The sequence below is a fragment of the Solibacillus silvestris genome, from assembly GCF_051967575.1.
Taxonomy (GTDB): domain Bacteria; phylum Bacillota; class Bacilli; order Bacillales_A; family Planococcaceae; genus Solibacillus; species Solibacillus silvestris_B.
The window spans coordinates 77,901-95,302 of sequence record NZ_JBQCJW010000003.1 but is presented as its reverse complement, the minus strand read 5'-3'; the positions used below and the strand labels follow the sequence as shown (position 1 = coordinate 95,302).

The window sequence follows — 17,402 nt, the reverse complement described above, 5'->3', positions numbered from 1 at the left end:
AGTGGGGGATAACGATGAAAAACGTAGCAAATCAGCGATATTATTTAGTGCGTGAAGACGTATTGACAGATGCGATGCAAAAAACTTTGGAAGCAAAACAATTATTGCAAAAAGGTTCTGTTACTTCCATTTGGGATGCGGTGAAAGAGGTTGATTTATCTCGCAGCGCCTTTTATAAATATCGTGATGCAGTTTTTCCTTTCCATTCGATTGTGCAGGAGCGTATTTTGACGGTTTTCATTCAGCTGCAAGATCGCAAAGGCACACTTGCCAAACTACTTGAAACCGTCTCGGATGCACATTGCAATGTGCTGACTATCCACCAGACGATTCCGATTCAAGGACGCGCCAATGTGACGCTTTCGTTGGACGTGACAAGCATGGCATACGAACTGGATGAACTCATCCGCAGCCTGAATCACCTTGAATTTATCGAATCGGCTGAAGTGATCAGCTCGGGCGCATTATAATAAATTATATAAAAGGCTGTCCAATAACTAGTAGGGCGTATTGGGCAGCCTTTATTATACAGTAAATTTACGGAAAATTTAGAACTTATGATTGAGGTGCTTATAATGTCAGAAAATAAATGGGAAAAACGAATTGCATACTTAGGTCCAGAAGCATCCTTTACATATTTGGCGACGAAAGGGCTATTTCCGCATGATTGGCATATTCCGTACAATTCAATTCCGGAATGTATAGAAGCTGTATCAGAAGGGAAAGTCGAACTTGCGGTTGTCCCCGTCGAAAATGCGCTGGAAGGGTCTGTCCCGCTGACAATCGATTATTTATATCATGAAGCCGAGCTGTATGTAACGGCAGAGGTGATGTCGAAAATTCAGCAGCATTTATTGGTGAATAAAAAATTTGCGCAAAATTTGCATATGCTTGAAGAAATTTATTCACACCCGCATGCATTGGCGCAATGCCATAAATTTTTATTCTACAATCATGGACGTATAAAGCAAACACCATATGCCTCAACGGCAGCAGCTGCTGAACTTGTATCCCAAACGGAAGATCGCTGCATTGCCGCAGTCGCAAACCTTTCCGCAGCTGAAAAGTATAACTTGCATATTGCCGAACATAATATTCATGATTTCCATTTCAATCATACACGCTTTTTTGTGTTAGCAAAGCAAAATATTCGTCATGGTTTAGTCCCGTTGCAGGCACAGCCGAAAACTACTTTTATGCTCACATTGCCGGCAGATGTTTCCGGCGCGCTTCACCAAGTGTTATCGGTATTTGCTTGGCGTAAAATAAACTTAAGCAAAATTGAATCCCGCCCGCTCAAAACAGGATTGGGGAATTATTTCTTCATTATTGATATACTAGCAGATGAAGAGGAGCCGATGATGAAAGGTGCAGTGGAGGAACTCATTGCTCTTGGCTGTACAGTGAAATCGCTCGGTACTTACTTTACATATGTAACACCGGAATGAGGTGGAAATCGTGAAGCATATTGTACTTTTTGATGGGGAATGCAATTTTTGTGATGCGAGTGTCCAATTTATTATAATGCGTGACCGAAAAGCATTATTTCAATTTGCCTCCCTTCAAAGCGATGTCGGGGCGGCTTTGCTGAAACAGTATGAAGTACCGGAAAATACGGACAGCATTGTATTTGTGGAAGATGGGAAATATTATACCGAATCAACAGCCGCGCTTAAAATTGCCCGTAATTTATCGGGCTTATGGAAGCTGTTCTACGCATTCATAGTTGTACCAAAACCAGTTCGCGATCTTGTATATCGCCGGATTGCAAAGAATCGCTACAAATGGTTCGGTAAAAAGCAGGAATGTCTTTTACCGTCACCGGAACAGCGGAAACGATTTTTATAAAAAGTACAGGTGCACTCTGCTTAATGTGGAGTGCATTTTTTGTTTGTTACGGCGAGTCAGGCTTTTTATTAGAACATTGGTGTCTTTTATTAGAAGAAATTAGGGTTTTATTAGAAAAAGCAATGAAGTTATTAGAACTTGTATGATTTCTGAGTTCGAAATTGAGTTCTTTTAGCGAAGAAGGGCAGAAAAAAATATGCGTATCTTTTATATTAGAACATTGCTGCGGGATATTAGAAAATGTCATATGGTTATTGGAAAATCCAAATAAGATATTAGAAAAAAGTAAACTCATTTTAGCATATCTGGGCAATATATTAGAAAATCGCGATTTTATTAGAACATAAAAATTTATTTTAGAAGATCTGCAATTATATTAGAAAATCCCTTATTAAATCAAACTTTTCCAAAACGGGGCTCGTCTAATTTTTGAAAGGAGGTATTTGGATGGAAGGTTATTTAACCAATGATACCGCAAAATTACCAAATGAAGCCATTATAGATGATTTGATGCAACATTACGGTGAAGACGTATTGAAGCTTGTCATGCAATATGTACATAACAACTCGGTTGCCGAGGATCTGACACAGGAAATTTTCGTGAAATGCTTCAGGGCACTTCCTTCTTTCCAGTACGGCTCGTCGTTAAAAACATGGCTTTGGCGCATTGCAATTAACCATTCAAAGGATTATCTGAAAAGCTGGTATGCCAAAAATGTCGAAGCAAAAGATGATGAAGTTTTTATGCAAGTGGAAAGCAGTGTTTCCGTTGAACAGGAAGTCATACAGCAACAGGAAGATGATGATTTAGTTAATGAAGTCATGACGCTACCAGTCAAGTACCGCGAAGTCATTTACTTATGCTATTACGAAGAACAGTCGATGAAGGAAATGGCCGAGGTGCTGCAAATTAACGAAAATACAGTAAAAACAAGACTTCGAAAAGGAAAGCAGCTACTAAAACAACTACTGGAGCGTGAAGAAAATGGATGAGCGTTTAAAGAATATGAAAAAAGCGATGGACCGCTCAGCATTTTCGTGCACGAAGTTCACAGAGCAGCATAAAGAAAATGTCCATCGCCAATTGAACATCGATGAGTTGAAAACGATCATTTTATCGCTTCTGGTCGACCCGAAATCAGGCATTGAGATAACACAATTGCTGCATGTGCGCGGGATACAGCATATTGTCGGCAATGAAGGAATGATCTATTCGATATTGCATGAACAGGTAAGCGATGGATTTGTTGGCGCGAACTGGTCTGACGGCGTAAAGCGTTATGAGCTGACAAAGCACGGCAAAAAGCAATTGCAGCAAAATGAGTATGTAAAGCTAACCTTGAAGGAACGTCTATTGGGGGTGCGAATGCATGTCGAGTGAAAGTTTTTTAAGTAAAGTAACAGCATTTATTCGCTCAAAAGAAGCTCGGGTTCATGTACATGAAGAACTAAAGCAGCATATAGAACATTCAAAAAATGCATGGATGGAAAAGGGCTACCCGGAAGAAGAAGCCGGGCGAAAAGCGATTGAAGAGATGGGATCACCAGCCGAGCTTGGCAAATCAATGGACAAAATTCACCGTCCGAAATGGGATTGGGTGTTGATTGGCTCAATGATATTACTTGTTGCAGCAAGCTTTGTGCCGATTTTAACGATGCATCATGTCCAATTCGGAAAAGATATGACAGATTATTTTGTCGAAAATAAAATCATTCATATTATTGCAGCGGTTATATTGATTGCAATTTTGATGTACTTCGATTATAGGAAGCTGCGCCATTATAGCCTTCACATTTACGGAATCGCCCTTCTGCTACTATTCGTGGTTCTTTATATGCCGAACGCTCCGATGCAAGGGGAGGCAATGTTTAAGCTTGGACCTGTTCGAATTCAAGCATGGACAGTATTGCCGTTTTTGCTAGTAGCATTTGCAGGGCTATTTTCGGAGCGGAAATTGAAAGGCTGGCAATTAATTGCCCTGTTTATACTGCCATTGTATTGCTTTGTTTCGCTGCCTAACTTAGCTGTAGCATGCATATATATATTGGTTATCACCGTGTTATTCAGCTTTAGTTACTTTCCTGGGAAAACAAAGCGCAATGTGTTTATTGTCATAGCGGGATTAACGGTTGTCTTTGCGGCAAGTAGTATTTATATGTTCAACTATTCTTTGCAGCCATATCAAAAGACCAGAATGAATGCCTATTTAAATCCTGAGCAATATTCAGATACAGGAGGCTTCATAATTTTGCTCATAAAGCAAGCACTGGAAGGGGCAGGATGGTTTGGGGCGGAAACGGTCTATTCGCTTCCGGAAGCACATACAGATTATGCGCTAGTGCAGTTAATCCAAGCATACGGCTATACTGCGGGAATTGCGGTTTTAGTTGTGATCTTAGTGATCGCAATCCGAATTTTATGGATATCGCGCACAATGCCGGGCTCATTTGGAAAGCTGCTCGTGTTGTCAGCAGTGACATTATATAGTGTTCAAAGCGCTTATTCGATTTTGATGGTGTTTGGCTTGTTGCCATTAACAGGCATCCCGCTGCCTTTTATTAGCTATGGGCTTACACCGCTGTTACTGAATGCTTTTTTTGTCGGTTTAGTACTAAGCGTATATCGCAGAAAATCGTTCGTTGCAAATGAAATCGAACAAAAATATTCATAAAGGAAAACAGCTTATTCATCGGACAAGGTCCTGATGAATAAGCTGTTTTATTAGTTCTCGATCAAAAACCCGCGTTTGCGCAATTTTTCTTCGGCCAAATCTAGGCTTTCTTCGGAAGTTGCGCTAATAACGTGTAAGTGGGTCCCGTCCGTTAATGCGGACAGATAAAGGGCGTTCGTATCTTGTACACGTTTTACAAAATGCTCGACCTCCAAACGGTTTGATACCATAATGGATGCCGTTATTTCACCATATACCGGATGTTCGACAATGACGCTTTCGACTGTCACGCCACAATCGACTAAAATAAACAGCTCTTCTTTTGCCTCGCCCGGAGCATGTGTACAGACAATTTTTTTCTGCATGCGTGTCTGCTGGACATTATGCATATAAATATATCCTTGGCTCGTTGCTACGATTGGCTCATTTCGTGCTTTTAATAAATTCATATCATTGACGATGACTTGTCTTGAAACATTTGTATGCTTCGCCAAATCTGTGCCAGTAAGCGGTTGTGCTGCATTTTTCAATAGTGCCAGCAATTCGAGACGTCGTTCTTCACCTAATAATTTTTTCATCATTTCCACCTCAATTAGCGTACCAGTTATCTTTCATTTTACCATAACTACTATCCGCTTACCGTGAACATTGTGGCAATAGCACAATTTATGCATATGCTATTACGAGAAAAGGAGGAAAGATGTGCGCGTTCATATCGTTCAAAAAGGAGATACTTTGTGGAAAATCGCCAAGCAATATGCGATTGGCTTTGAAGAGTTAAAGCGATTAAATGCTCATTTAGCAAACCCTGACTATATCGTTCCAGGCATGGAAATATATTTGCCGGAAACGACACAAAAAAAAGAAGTACGACAAGTGGTGAAGGAACAGCCGAAGCATGTGAAAGAGCAACCGAAAACTGTGAAGGAACAACCTGTTCATACGCCTGCACCGATTCCGACGCCTGCACCTATCCCAGCACCGATTCCAGCGCCGACTCCACTGCCGCAGCTGCAGCCCCAAAAGCCGCTTTGGCAAGGGGATATTTATTTTCAGCCTGCCCAGCAACCGATGCCATTGCCGAATTGGCATCAAACACATGTCCATGTACAGCCGTCATTTGAAAATACGATGGCAGCACCACCACCACCGCAACAACCGGTTTTCATACCGCAAATGATGCCGCAGCAGCCAATTATATTACAGCAGCCTCCTCAGCAGCCTATTTTTATCGAACAACAGCCTCAATTTATTCATCCAGTGATGCCTCAAATGCCAGTTTGCCCATCATGCCAGCGAATGGCAATGGAAGAGTCGATGTTTATGCAGCCATCAATGCACATGCCGATGCATATGCATCCGCAAATGCAGGCACCGATGCACATGCAGCCACAGATGCAGGAATCTGTTCAAATGCAGCCGATTTCACAAGAGGAAACGCCGGTTAAAGGAAGTCATTGTCTTGACCAAGAAACTTTAATGCGCCATTACTATGATGAAATCGATCATATGATGTGCCAACCAAACCCTTGCTGTCCCCCACATATGATGCCATATCCAGCAAGCATGATGCCGCAAATGCAAACGATGCCACATCCGCCGAAATCATGTCGCTAGTTATAAAGGAAAATTGCTGGAAGTGGGATACACCAAAAGGGTCCTATTTTATGAAGTACTATGAAGATGGATTTGTTGCGCAAAAAGTAAAAACGATTCATCGGGAACTCGAAAAAATCAAGTTTCCATACCATATTCAAATCGAGGATAATGAAGAGCGGCATATTTTGAAACAACAGTGGTTCGAAGGGAAAAGTGCGGATTATAAACGGCTGGAGCATCAACAATTGTCCCTTTTTGCGTTCCAGAGGCTGCATGAAACAAATGAGCTGATTAATTGGGATGAATCAGGCATGCTCTCAACATATCGATTAAAAGAGAAGTGGACGAGACGCTTCGAACGCTTTGTTGATCATGAGCAAGAGCTGAAGCGATTATTAAAAAACAGCTATGGTGTGCTTGTCAAACACGCTTTCAATGCATTGAACTCAATGACTGTTTTGCCTGTGCACAGTGAGAGGCAGACGATTTTGCATGGTGATGTCGTTCATCATAATGTCATGCTGCGCGGCAACGAAGTGAAGCTTATTGATTTCGATCTGGCTTCCATAGGGGAGGCTTCAGATGAAATTGTATTATGGCTTCACCGCGTCTTGCCGAATGTTCAGTATGAATTGCAGCAGCTAATGAAAAATCATCGCTATTTACAAATCGCGCAGGAAAAGCTTCAATATTTACAATTTCCAAATGAAATATTAAGGGAATGTTTGTTTTATTTGAAATTAAGCGACAGACAGAAACTGGCGTGCTATCCATTTATCCAATCTATTGTCTATGAATGGCTAAAACATAAGGAAGCATTGGATAAACAAATTGAAATTCTGCAAAGTTAAGCGGCAAGCGTATAATCTGTGTCACATGCAATAGAATATGATAAACTATTAAAGGCTGTCTTAAAGGGCGGTCTTTTCTTTTGGATAAAGCAACGTACGTTCGGTAAACAGCCTTGCATTGTGCTATAATAGAGCGAGAAATGTGAGGGATGAGCGATGTATGATTATTTAAAAGGACAAGTAACAAGAATTACACCAGAATATATTGTGTTGGAGCAGCAAGGGATTGGCTGGATGCTCTATACACCAAACCCATATGCATTCCGTGCATCCGCAAGCGAACAGCAAATATTCGTGTCGCTGCAAGTACGTGAAGATGCCCAAAATTTATACGGCTTCCATAGTTTGGAGCAGCGCGAATTATTTAAAAAACTCATTCAAGTATCGGGCATCGGTCCAAAAGGCGCGCTTGCGATTTTAGCAAGCGGCAATCCGTCTTCCGTAATCCAAGCGATTGAGATGGAAGACGAAGCTTTTTTAATTCGCTTCCCTGGAGTCGGAAAAAAAACAGCGCGCCAAATGATCCTGGATTTAAAAGGCAAGCTCGATATGCTCCTTGATACAGCAGATTTACCAAGCGGAGAGAATGAGCTGCCGTTATTCGGGGTGAATCCGAATGAGCATGAGCTGGAAGAGGCAATGCTTGCACTCGTTGCATTAGGCTATTCGGAAAGGGAATTGGATAAAATCAGACCGCAATTAAGTGAAGACGATCATTTGACAACGACAGATGCCTATATAAAACAAGCATTAAAGCTATTGTTGAAATTGAAATAAAAGGAGTGAGAATCATGTCAGACCGTGTACTTTCAGGTGAAGCGACAGATGCTGAACAGCAGTTCGAGCTTTCTTTAAGGCCACAGCGTCTAGCGCAATACATAGGCCAGCATAAAGTGAAGGAAAATCTTAAAATATTTATCGAAGCCGCCAAGCTGCGTCAGGAAAGTCTTGACCATGTTCTCCTTTATGGTCCACCAGGTTTAGGAAAGACGACATTAGCCATCGTCATCGCCAATGAGATGGATGTCAATGTAAAAATGACAAGTGGTCCAGCAATTGAACGTCCTGGTGATTTGGCTGCTATTTTAAGTTCTCTGGAAGCGGGAGATGTGCTTTTTATCGATGAAATCCATCGGCTGCCACGGGCAATTGAAGAAGTGCTCTATTCTGCGATGGAAGATTTCTGCCTGGATATTGTTGTCGGGAAAGGTCCTGAAGCACGCTCGATCCGTTTAGAGCTGCCGCCATTCACGCTTGTCGGCGCGACAACAAGGGCAGGTGCTTTATCGGCACCGCTTCGTGACCGTTTTGGTGTTTTATTGCGGTTGGAATATTATGATGAACAGTCACTTGCGGAAATTGTGATCCGTTCCGGTGAATTATTCGATGTTGCTTTAGATAGGCACGCTGCATTTGAAATTGCCCGCAGATCCCGTGGGACACCCCGTATCGCAAACCGATTGTTAAAGCGTGTCCGGGATTATGCCCAAGTGTTGGCGGACGGCATCGTTTCTCCTGATTTAGCGAAGCAGGCACTGGAGATGCTGCAAGTTGATCCGAGAGGGCTTGACCACATCGACCATAAACTTATGCAGTCCATGATCGAACGTTTCGGCGGAGGACCTGTCGGGTTGGATGCATTAGCGGCATCGATTGGGGAAGAACGAATTACGATTGAGGATGTGTACGAGCCCTATTTATTGCAGATTGGCTTCATTCAACGTACACCACGCGGTCGAGTAGCAACAAATCTTTGCTACGACCATTTCGGGTATCCGCCGGCACAAAAAGAATAGAAGGAAGTTTTGAATGTGAAAGTAGAAGATTTTGATTTTCATTTACCAGAGGAACTAATTGCTCAAATGCCATTATTAGACCGTACAGCAAGTCGCCTAATGGTTGTCAACCCAAACTCTTTGGACGTTGAGCATCATACATTTGCGCATATTTTAAATGAACTGAATGCAGGGGACTGCCTCGTATTGAATGATACACGTGTATTGCCTGCCCGTTTAATGGGCGTGAAGGAAGAGACAGGGGCACATATTGAAGTTTTATTGCTGAAGCAAACGAAAGACAATGAGTGGGAAACACTTGTCAAGCCAGCAAAGCGTGTCAAAACAGGGACGGTCGTAACATTCGGTGATGGTTTGTTGAAGGCGACATGCACAGGTGAATTGGAGCATGGCGGGCGCACATTTAAATTTGAGTATGAAGGTATTTTTTACGAAATTTTAGAGCAATTGGGCGAAATGCCATTGCCTCCGTATATTCGCGAAAAGCTGGAAGACCAGGACCGCTATCAAACAGTTTACGCAAAAGAGCGCGGTTCGGCGGCAGCACCTACAGCCGGTCTTCATTTCACTGAGCCGTTGCTTGAAGAGATTCGGGCAAAGGGTGTGAAAGTTGTCTTTATTACATTGCATGTCGGATTAGGTACATTCCGTCCTGTAAGCGTCGACTCCATTGAAGACCATGATATGCACTCAGAGTTTTACAGCGTTTCTGAAGAAGCGGCTGCAACGATTCAAGGGGCAAAAGATGCTGGCGGCAAAGTGATTTCAGTAGGCACGACATCGACACGCACGCTGGAAACAGTAGCCCGTGATAATAGCGGGAAAATCGTCGCATCACAAGGATGGACTAATATTTTCATTTATCCGGGCTTTGAATATAAAGCGATCGATGGACTGATTACAAACTTCCATTTGCCAAAATCAACATTGGTCATGCTAGTAAGTGCATTGGCGTCAAAAGAAACGATCATGAACGCATACGAAAAAGCCGTTGAGGAAAAATACCGTTTCTTCAGCTTTGGCGATGCAATGTTTATACGCCCAGCGAAGTAATTTGCAATTCCGTTAAAATCTCTATACAATTATTATTTGTGTGACACCTACTGCTATGTGTGGTAGGTGTTTTCGCTTGATGGATAACAAAATAGGAGAAAATCCATAAAAATGTGAATTCCAAACACGTATAAATAGGAAGCGATTAGGCAGAAGCTTAATTGTAAATCAAAGTAGTGTTCTTACTTTTGAAATGAAAGGAAAATTATATTATGACAGAAATGAAACAATTACCAATTCGTTATGAATTAATTAAAACATGTGCGCAAACAGGGGCACGTTTAGGCATTGTCCACACACCGCATGGTTCATTTGAAACGCCGACTTTTATGCCTGTTGGCACACAAGCAACAGTAAAGGCGATGAGCCCGGAAGAATTAAAGGAAATGAATGCAGGAATCATCCTTTCAAATACGTACCACCTATGGCTGCGACCAGGGAATGATATTGTCAAAGAGGCGGGCGGCTTGCACAAATTCATGAACTGGGATCGTCCGATTTTGACGGATTCAGGCGGCTTCCAAGTGTTCTCCTTATCAAAATTCCGTAAAATTGAAGAAGAAGGCGTCTATTTCCGCAATCACTTGAATGGTGACAAGCTCTTTTTATCTCCTGAAAAAGCAATGGAAATTCAAAATGATTTAGGCTCGGATATTATGATGGCATTTGATGAGTGTCCGCCATTCCCTGCAACATACGAATATATGGAAGCATCTGTCGACCGTACAACACGCTGGGCAAAACGTTGCAAAGAGGCTCATGCGCGCCCGGACGAGCAAGGACTTTTCGGCATTATCCAAGGCGGCGAATATGAAGAGCTTCGCCGTAAATCAGCGGAGGCATTAGTGGAACTTGATTTCCCGGGCTATGCAATTGGCGGGTTATCAGTAGGTGAGCCAAAGGAAATCATGAACAAAGTACTGGATTTCACTGCGCCGATGATGCCGGCAGACAAGCCGCGTTATTTAATGGGTGTCGGTTCACCGGACTCTCTTATCGATGGCGCAATCCGCGGCATTGATATGTTTGACTGTGTGCTGCCAACACGTATTGCCCGAAATGGCACGCTCATGACTTCAGAGGGGCGCATGGTTATCAAAAACGCAAAATATGCAAAAGACTTTACACCAATCGATGAAAATTGCGATTGCTACACTTGCAAAAACTATACACGCGCTTATGTGCGTCATTTGCTGCGCACAGAAGAGACATTCGGCTTGCGTCTAACGTCTTACCATAACTTGCGCTTCTTAATTAAATTGATGGAAGATGTGCGCCAAGCGATTCGCGAAGACCGTTTAGGCGATTTTAAAGAGGAATTCTTTGAAAAATACGGCTACAATAAGCCAAATGCGAAAAACTTTTAATTATGCGTGACAGTTTTAAAAAATATGCAGTTTTTTATAAAAGATTAGAGTTTTTTTACGCAAAAACTAGCAATTCTGTACTATACTAGGAAAGTGAGAAATAGAAAGGGGGTTATATGAGAATGGAAGGCTTATATCAGTTTTTACCGATTATCATAATGTTCGTTGCAATGTGGTTCATTTTGATTCGCCCGGCGCAAAAACGTCAAAAAGCAACAGGAGAAATGCAAAACAGCTTAAAACGTGGTGATAAAGTTGTCACTGTAGGTGGTTTACACGGAGAAGTTGATGCAATTGAAGATACAGTTGTTTATTTAATCGTTGACGGGGATACACGTTTAAAATTCGAACGTCAGGCAATTGGTCGTGTTGAATCTGTTTAACGTTTTAAAAAGCTTGTGGAAATAAACTTTCCGCAAGCTTTTTTGTATTTTTCTTATGTTTTCGAACAAGCTATGACATAAGAGGTGATTCAGTTGAATGATTATACAATTATTATATTTCGAACAATTATTCTATATATTATTTTGCTGATCGTTTTCCGATTGATGGGCAAACGTGAAGTCGGTGAGCTCAGTATTGTGGATTTGGCGATTTTCGTATTAATGGCTGAAGTTGCTGCGATTGCACTGGACGATATACATAGGTCATTTTTCAAAGCCATTTTGCCCATTTGTCTATTATTTTTAATTCAATATTTAAATTCCTGGTTCATTTTAAAAAACAAAAAGCTGCGCGATTTCATTGAAGGTGACCCATCAATGGTTATACGAGATGGCTGGATATGCGAAGTGGAGATGAAAAAGCAGCGCTATAATTTGGATGATTTGCTCCAGCAGCTTCGTGAACAAGGAATTTGCTCTGTACAGGAAGTCGCCTATGCATTTTTGGAGCAATCCGGAAAATTATCCATCTATAAAAAAGAGCAAGGTTCACTTATTTTGCCATTAATACTCGACGGCTATGTCGATAAAAGGCATTTGAGAATTATCGGAAAAGATGAAGAGTGGCTCGTTCATGAATTATTAGTGAATGGGTATCCAAATGTGCGTGATATTTTCTATTGCAGCTATGAGGATGAAAAATGGTTTGTCCAATTACGAGCGCGAAAAAATTGAACGAATGTAAAGCAGATCATTTACCCGGATTTGCTTTGTAATTATCAATAACAGCAGCACAAAGCCTACCGTAACGAGACAACTCAAAATAATCGGTAAATTAAATGCAATAATCGGCTGTATAATGCATGTTGCGATGAAAATACAGTATGGAAGCAGGAAAAACCGGAAGCCTACTGCAATTTTCTGATTTTGTTTAATTGAAGCAATATGCAAAAAGGATGTGATTAAAACCCCAAAGCCTATTGCGATAATTGCCCCATTTTCTTGAATGGCTGGCTGTGATGCAAGGAAAAAGAGCAAAAAAAGTTTCCCTATTCCACCATAGATGGAATTCATCATCGCTGAACGGGCTTCGTCCATTGCCTGTAAAATCGAATGGAGCGGGCTCTGAATATAGTAAAAATAAAAAATGGGTGCCAAAATTTTCATATATCCCCGATTTTCCTCGAGGTGGAATAGCAGCATCGTCAGTTCATCCCCGTGTAAAAAGAACACAGAAGCCGCCAAACAGCCGATTAATGACGAGAGCCTTAAGGAATGTGTTATACGTTTGTTCAATAGTGTATAATTTTTACTTGCAAGGGCACTGCTCACTGCGGGTACGAGCACAATGGACAATGCGGCTGGTATAAATGCAGGGAAGAGCAGTAAAGGAATATGAACACCTGATATGATGCCGTATAATGTCGTGGCTGCACTCGCCGCCAAGCCCGAAACGGTTAAAGCTTTCAAAAAAATGATCGGTTCTAAAAACCATGTGAATGTCCCGAATAATTTACTGCCTGCTGAAGGAAGTGCGATATTGAAAATCGGTTTTGCAAACGATGGCCCGTCGCTAGTTGTTTTGGATGTTTGGCTCGATTTCTTATAAAAGTATGCCAAAAACAATAAGGAGAAAATTTCGCCGATAGCTGTTATCCCCATAGCTGCAGCAGCCGTTAATGCTGGAGATTCCGAAATGAAGTACGGCAATAAAATAACGATGAGACCGATGCGTACCACTTGTTCAAGAAGTTGTGCCCAGGCGGTTGGTGCGATTTTTGCCAATCCTTGCAAATATGCTTTTATTAAGCTCGAAAAGACGACGATTGGAATTGTGAAAAGGCTAATATAAAGCGTAAAAATCAAATTTTCATTATGTAATAGCACTTTTGCAATATACGGGATGCTTAAATAAATGAATGGACTAAACAAAATAATCGAACAGATGGAAATTTTCATAGCGGTCTTCATAATCGATACGACATGCTCCGCTTTTCGCTTCGCGGAATATTCAGCGATCAGCTTGGAAATCGCAATCGGGATACCTAATTGGATTAGCGAAATAAAAAAAATGAATGTCGGATATGCGGTCATATACAGCCCGACTGCTTCTTCACCCGCAATGCGCATAAACTGCATTCTGTACATAAACCCAAAGCATTTAGAAATGAAGATGACGAACATTAAAAATAATGTTCCCTTTAAAAATGAGCCCAAATAACTTCTTTATTCTCCCTTCTCAATTTAATTTCATTCATATACAATAAAGTATGCAATGGTAATCGCAGTTAAAACCTAAGTATAGGAGTGATCGAGATGCAAATTCCGTTTTTCGGCCTTTACGAAAAAGTGCAGCTTATATTAATGAACAAAATCGAGGAATTCCATTACTACGGATATGATGCTATAACGGAGCAGGATTTATGGAAGTATTGCATTGATAAGACATGGCGTAAACAAGATATTCAAAACTTAAGATTATATGAGCTGACATCAGGCATACTCGGTGCAACGGCTTCCGAAGTATTAAGCTATATGCAAATTAGCGACTTTAAGCGTAATGAGATGAATTTACAGCTTTCAGAAGAAGAACTTCGCAGTTTGTTCCACCAAAACAAGGAATAGACCGTAAAAAAGTACGGAACAATGAAAACAAATTATCTAGTAACAATTTGACAGTTTCCACAAGCTGTTTCATAATGAGAGTGTTGCGCTTTTCAAAGTACCGGAATGCTATTTTTGAAAAGTGATGAAGGAAATTTTAAAATGGATACATAGTTTGTGGAAGGTAATCTTTACGTTTTTCGTAGCACTACTTTTCGTGCGATATTGAGGAGGATTTTTTAATGAAATTAGCAAACCGTATCATTACGTTCGTTCTTGTTGTAGCATTGCTATTTACAGGGATGGGCACAACGGTAGAGAAGGTTTTAAACGACGTAAAACTTGGCTTGGACCTTCAAGGTGGATTTGAAGTGCTTTATGAAGTGAAATCTCTTGTAGAAGGGCAAAAGATTACGCAAAGTGTATTGGTTGACACACAGGCAGCGTTAAATAATCGTATTAATGAGTTCGGTGTTAGCGAGCCGAGCATTCAAATCGAAGGAGAAGACCGGATTCGTGTACAGCTTGCAGGTTTAGCGGATCAATCATCTGCACGTGAGCTTTTATCAAGTACGGCGAATTTGACATTCCGCGATGTAAACGACAATATTTTACTTGATGGCACGGATTTAAAGGAAGGTGGCGCCAATCCGTCATTTGACCAGCAAAACCAGCCGATCGTTACATTAACATTGAAAGATGCAGCCAAATTTGCGGAAGTGACGCAAAAAGTGATGAGCATGGGTGCACCGAATAACTTATTAGTTGTATGGCTCGACTTTGAGGAAGGCGTGGATTCTTACGCTGCAGAAAGTCAAAAGCCGCCGGGTGAACAAAAATATCAATCAGCGGCATCTGTTACACAAGTTTTGAATACGACAGATGTTATGATTTCAGGTAACTTTACGGTAGAGGAAACGAAAAACTTTGCTTCTGTTTTAAATGCAGGTTCATTGCCTGTAAAATTAACGGAAATTTACTCAACATCGGTTGGGGCCCAGTTCGGTGAAGATGCATTGAACGATACAGTATTTGCTGGGATCGTCGGCGTTGTATTAATCTTTATCTTCATGATGCTGTACTATCGTTTACCAGGCTTTATTTCCATTATTACATTAACGATATTCACATATTTAGTATTAGTCATCTTTAACGGCATCAATGCAGTATTGACATTGCCGGGTATCGCTGCAATCGTATTAGGTATCGGGATGGCAGTTGATGCGAACATCCTGACTGCTGAGCGTATTCGCGAGGAATTGCGTGTAGGCCATTCGGTTAAAGACGCATTCAAATTTGGTTCGAAGCAATCTTTATCTGCAATTGTCGATGCGCAGTTGACAACATTGCTTGCTGCGGCAGTATTATTCTATTTTGGTACAAGTTCTGTCCAAGGTTTCGCAACTACTTTGATCATTTCGATTTTATTATCATTCGTAACAGCTGTATGGGGTTCGCGCATGCTGCAGGCCTTGTTAGTGAACAGTGGCTACTTCAATAACCCTGCCTGGTTCGGAATTAGTAAATCGAAACAGCATTCGCTTGATGAAGGGATTACTTCATTGGATTTAACGACGAAATTCGACAAAATCGACTTTGTGCATAACCGCAAGAAGTTCTATGCGCTATCAACGTTCATCCTAGTGGCGGGGATTGTTGTACTTGGTGTATTCAAGCTGAATTTAGGCATTGATTTTTCTCAAGGCACACGTGTCGAAATTTTATCTGATACAGCATTGACACAACAAGAAGTCATTGATTATTTGGATGAAATTGGCTTTGAAAACAATGATGTTGTCATTTCAGGGGAAGAACAAAAAATGGCGGTAACGCGCTATAAAGAAGACTTCTCGCAACAGGAAGTGCTTGATTTTAAGGCACAGGTGAATGAAAAGTACGGGCATGAGCCAAGCTTAAGCACGGTAACTGCCACAGTCGGAAAAGAGCTTGCGAAAAATGCGATGTATGCTTTGGCGCTGGCTGCATTGGGGATTATCATTTATGTGGCGATCCGCTTCGAATGGCGTATGGGTCTTGGTGCGATTGTTTCATTGCTGCATGACGTATTCTTCATCATTGTAGTTTTCAGCATGCTGCGCCTAGAGGTCGATATTACGTTCATCGCGGCCGTTTTAACGATTGTCGGCTACTCGATCAACGATACAATTGTAACGTTTGACCGTATCCGGGAAAATATTGACCGACAAGAAAAAATTACGACGAAAGAAGAGCTTGCATTGATTGTAAACAAATCTCTTCGTCAAACGATGGGACGCTCTGTTAATACAGTATTAACAGTAATCATCGTTGTAATAGCACTCATTTTCCTAGGTGCTCCGTCAATTCAAAACTTCTCGATCGCATTATTGATCGGCTTGATTACAGGTATCTATTCTTCAATTTGTATCGCGGCACAAGTATGGTATTCATTGAAATGCCGTGAAATGGACAAAAAAGGTACTACTGTAGTGAAAAAAGAGAAAAAACAATGGGGTTCAGACGAGCCGCAAGTATAAAAATGTTGATTCCACGCAATTTGTGTTTAGCAAATTGCGTGTTTTTCTTTGTTTAGAGAAAAAGGAAAAAAGGAATAACAATTAATGGATAATATAATGAAGGAGGCGCACCGTATGAAAGTTCAATGGACATTGGTAGTCGGTCTTATTTTCGCAATTATTGTCGCTGTTTTTGCTATGGTAAATGTCGAAAGCGTCCCGGTGAATTATGTGTTCGGGGAAGCGAGATGGCCGTTAATACTTGTTATTTTAGGATCTGTGTTAATCGGCTTTATTATCAGTTTTTGCTTCTCGGCATTCCGGATGCTGGGCAGTAAGCGTCAAACAAAAGCTGTTCGAAAAGAGCTTGAAGATACACGTGTATTGTTAAATGAGAAGGATGCTGAAATTTTGCGTTTAAAGGACGAGCTTCGGGAACGTGGCGCATCTGCATTTGTTATAGAGGAAATTCCGGACGATAACGAAACGAAAAAAGGTACGAAGAAATAATGATGTGGCCATTGGAAGCTATTTAAAGAGCGTGAAGCTTTTTGGATAGCTTTTTTACTTAAACAAAAAAGGCGTGTCGTCAAAAGTAGGAACGGCTGTTTTTAGTAGCCGGGGAAGTGCGGGAAGTAGAAGATTCTGGGCCAAAAGTAGAACTATCTATGCCGAAAGTAGAACTACTTCCGCAAAATGTAGAAGCTTACATGGCGAAAGTAGAACATTGCGCC

At 41.3% G+C, this 17,402-nt stretch carries 19 protein-coding genes; 17 read left to right on the top strand and 2 right to left on the bottom strand.

Annotated elements, in window-relative coordinates; translation table 11 throughout:
- The first annotated feature begins 14 nt into the window (after positions 1-14).
- The 6 genes from thrR to ACTHOQ_RS02825 all read left to right on the top strand — a co-directional run bounded on the left by thrR (position 15) and on the right by ACTHOQ_RS02825 (position 4,520).
- Positions 15-470 (top strand): transcriptional regulator ThrR, encoded by a 456-nt coding sequence (thrR, locus tag ACTHOQ_RS02850; RefSeq protein ID WP_440494159.1) that lies wholly within the window; start codon positions 15-17, stop codon positions 468-470.
- Positions 471-575: 105 nt separating this feature from the next.
- Positions 576-1,448, top strand: coding sequence for a prephenate dehydratase (gene pheA, locus ACTHOQ_RS02845; protein WP_440494158.1), 873 nt, complete (start codon positions 576-578; stop codon positions 1,446-1,448).
- A gap of 10 nt (positions 1,449-1,458) precedes the next feature.
- On the top strand, positions 1,459-1,848 hold the full coding sequence (locus ACTHOQ_RS02840; RefSeq protein WP_440494157.1) for a thiol-disulfide oxidoreductase DCC family protein: 390 nt from the start codon (positions 1,459-1,461) through the stop codon (positions 1,846-1,848).
- A 447-nt stretch (positions 1,849-2,295) separates the two neighbouring features.
- The gene (locus ACTHOQ_RS02835) at positions 2,296-2,841 is read left to right on the top strand and encodes a sigma-70 family RNA polymerase sigma factor (protein WP_440494156.1); all 546 of its coding nucleotides are present in this window, start codon (positions 2,296-2,298) and stop codon (positions 2,839-2,841) included.
- Positions 2,834-3,229, top strand: a complete 396-nt coding sequence (locus ACTHOQ_RS02830; protein ID WP_440494155.1) for a helix-turn-helix transcriptional regulator — start codon at positions 2,834-2,836, stop codon at positions 3,227-3,229. The genes ACTHOQ_RS02835 and ACTHOQ_RS02830 overlap by 8 nt, the downstream gene beginning before the upstream one ends.
- Complete coding sequence (locus tag ACTHOQ_RS02825; protein WP_440494154.1) at positions 3,219-4,520, top strand: FtsW/RodA/SpoVE family cell cycle protein; 1,302 nt, start codon at positions 3,219-3,221, stop codon at positions 4,518-4,520. Before ACTHOQ_RS02830 ends, ACTHOQ_RS02825 begins: the two co-directional genes overlap by 11 nt.
- Before the next feature lie 50 nt (positions 4,521-4,570).
- On the opposite strand, the gene ACTHOQ_RS02820 is transcribed toward ACTHOQ_RS02825, so the two are convergent.
- The gene (locus ACTHOQ_RS02820; RefSeq protein WP_440494153.1) at positions 4,571-5,098 is read right to left on the bottom strand and encodes a transcription repressor NadR; all 528 of its coding nucleotides are present in this window, start codon (positions 5,096-5,098) and stop codon (positions 4,571-4,573) included.
- Between the two features lie 124 nt (positions 5,099-5,222).
- Between ACTHOQ_RS02820 and ACTHOQ_RS02815 the strand changes: the two genes are divergently transcribed.
- From ACTHOQ_RS02815 to ACTHOQ_RS02780, 8 genes are all read left to right on the top strand, one after another.
- Positions 5,223-6,137: a LysM peptidoglycan-binding domain-containing protein gene (locus ACTHOQ_RS02815; protein ID WP_440494152.1), complete on the top strand. Its 915-nt coding sequence runs from the start codon at positions 5,223-5,225 to the stop codon at positions 6,135-6,137.
- A 50-nt stretch (positions 6,138-6,187) separates the two neighbouring features.
- Positions 6,188-6,970 carry a phosphotransferase gene (locus ACTHOQ_RS02810; protein ID WP_440494151.1) on the top strand — a complete coding sequence of 261 codons (783 nt, stop codon included), beginning with the start codon at positions 6,188-6,190 and terminating at the stop codon, positions 6,968-6,970.
- A gap of 156 nt (positions 6,971-7,126) precedes the next feature.
- Positions 7,127-7,747: a Holliday junction branch migration protein RuvA gene (gene ruvA / locus ACTHOQ_RS02805; RefSeq protein ID WP_440494150.1), complete on the top strand. Its 621-nt coding sequence runs from the start codon at positions 7,127-7,129 to the stop codon at positions 7,745-7,747.
- Positions 7,748-7,761: 14 nt separating this feature from the next.
- Complete coding sequence (gene ruvB / locus ACTHOQ_RS02800) at positions 7,762-8,766, top strand: Holliday junction branch migration DNA helicase RuvB (RefSeq protein ID WP_440494149.1); 1,005 nt, start codon at positions 7,762-7,764, stop codon at positions 8,764-8,766.
- A gap of 15 nt (positions 8,767-8,781) precedes the next feature.
- Positions 8,782-9,819, top strand: a complete 1,038-nt coding sequence (queA, locus tag ACTHOQ_RS02795) for a tRNA preQ1(34) S-adenosylmethionine ribosyltransferase-isomerase QueA (protein ID WP_440494148.1) — start codon at positions 8,782-8,784, stop codon at positions 9,817-9,819.
- A 221-nt stretch (positions 9,820-10,040) separates the two neighbouring features.
- Positions 10,041-11,186 (top strand): tRNA guanosine(34) transglycosylase Tgt, encoded by a 1,146-nt coding sequence (gene tgt, locus ACTHOQ_RS02790; protein WP_440494276.1) that lies wholly within the window; start codon positions 10,041-10,043, stop codon positions 11,184-11,186.
- A 122-nt stretch (positions 11,187-11,308) separates the two neighbouring features.
- Positions 11,309-11,569 (top strand): preprotein translocase subunit YajC, encoded by a 261-nt coding sequence (gene yajC / locus ACTHOQ_RS02785; protein WP_440494147.1) that lies wholly within the window; start codon positions 11,309-11,311, stop codon positions 11,567-11,569.
- Positions 11,570-11,662: 93 nt separating this feature from the next.
- Positions 11,663-12,304, top strand: coding sequence for a DUF421 domain-containing protein (locus ACTHOQ_RS02780; RefSeq protein WP_440494146.1), 642 nt, complete (start codon positions 11,663-11,665; stop codon positions 12,302-12,304).
- Here ACTHOQ_RS02780 and ACTHOQ_RS02775 read toward each other — a convergent pair.
- On the bottom strand, positions 12,284-13,786 hold the full coding sequence (locus tag ACTHOQ_RS02775) for a putative polysaccharide biosynthesis protein (protein ID WP_440494145.1): 1,503 nt from the start codon (positions 13,784-13,786) through the stop codon (positions 12,284-12,286). The genes ACTHOQ_RS02780 and ACTHOQ_RS02775 overlap by 21 nt on opposite strands.
- Before the next feature lie 99 nt (positions 13,787-13,885).
- Here ACTHOQ_RS02775 and ACTHOQ_RS02770 point away from each other — a divergent pair, with 99 nt between their 5' ends.
- The 3 genes from ACTHOQ_RS02770 (at position 13,886) to ACTHOQ_RS02760 (ending at position 17,178) form a co-directional block, all read left to right on the top strand.
- Positions 13,886-14,194: a post-transcriptional regulator gene (locus ACTHOQ_RS02770; protein WP_440494144.1), complete on the top strand. Its 309-nt coding sequence runs from the start codon at positions 13,886-13,888 to the stop codon at positions 14,192-14,194.
- A 221-nt stretch (positions 14,195-14,415) separates the two neighbouring features.
- On the top strand, positions 14,416-16,689 hold the full coding sequence (gene secDF / locus ACTHOQ_RS02765; protein ID WP_440494143.1) for a protein translocase subunit SecDF: 2,274 nt from the start codon (positions 14,416-14,418) through the stop codon (positions 16,687-16,689).
- 114 nt (positions 16,690-16,803) lie between these two features.
- The gene (locus tag ACTHOQ_RS02760) at positions 16,804-17,178 is read left to right on the top strand and encodes a LapA family protein (protein ID WP_440494142.1); all 375 of its coding nucleotides are present in this window, start codon (positions 16,804-16,806) and stop codon (positions 17,176-17,178) included.
- Positions 17,179-17,402: the final 224 nt, after the last annotated feature.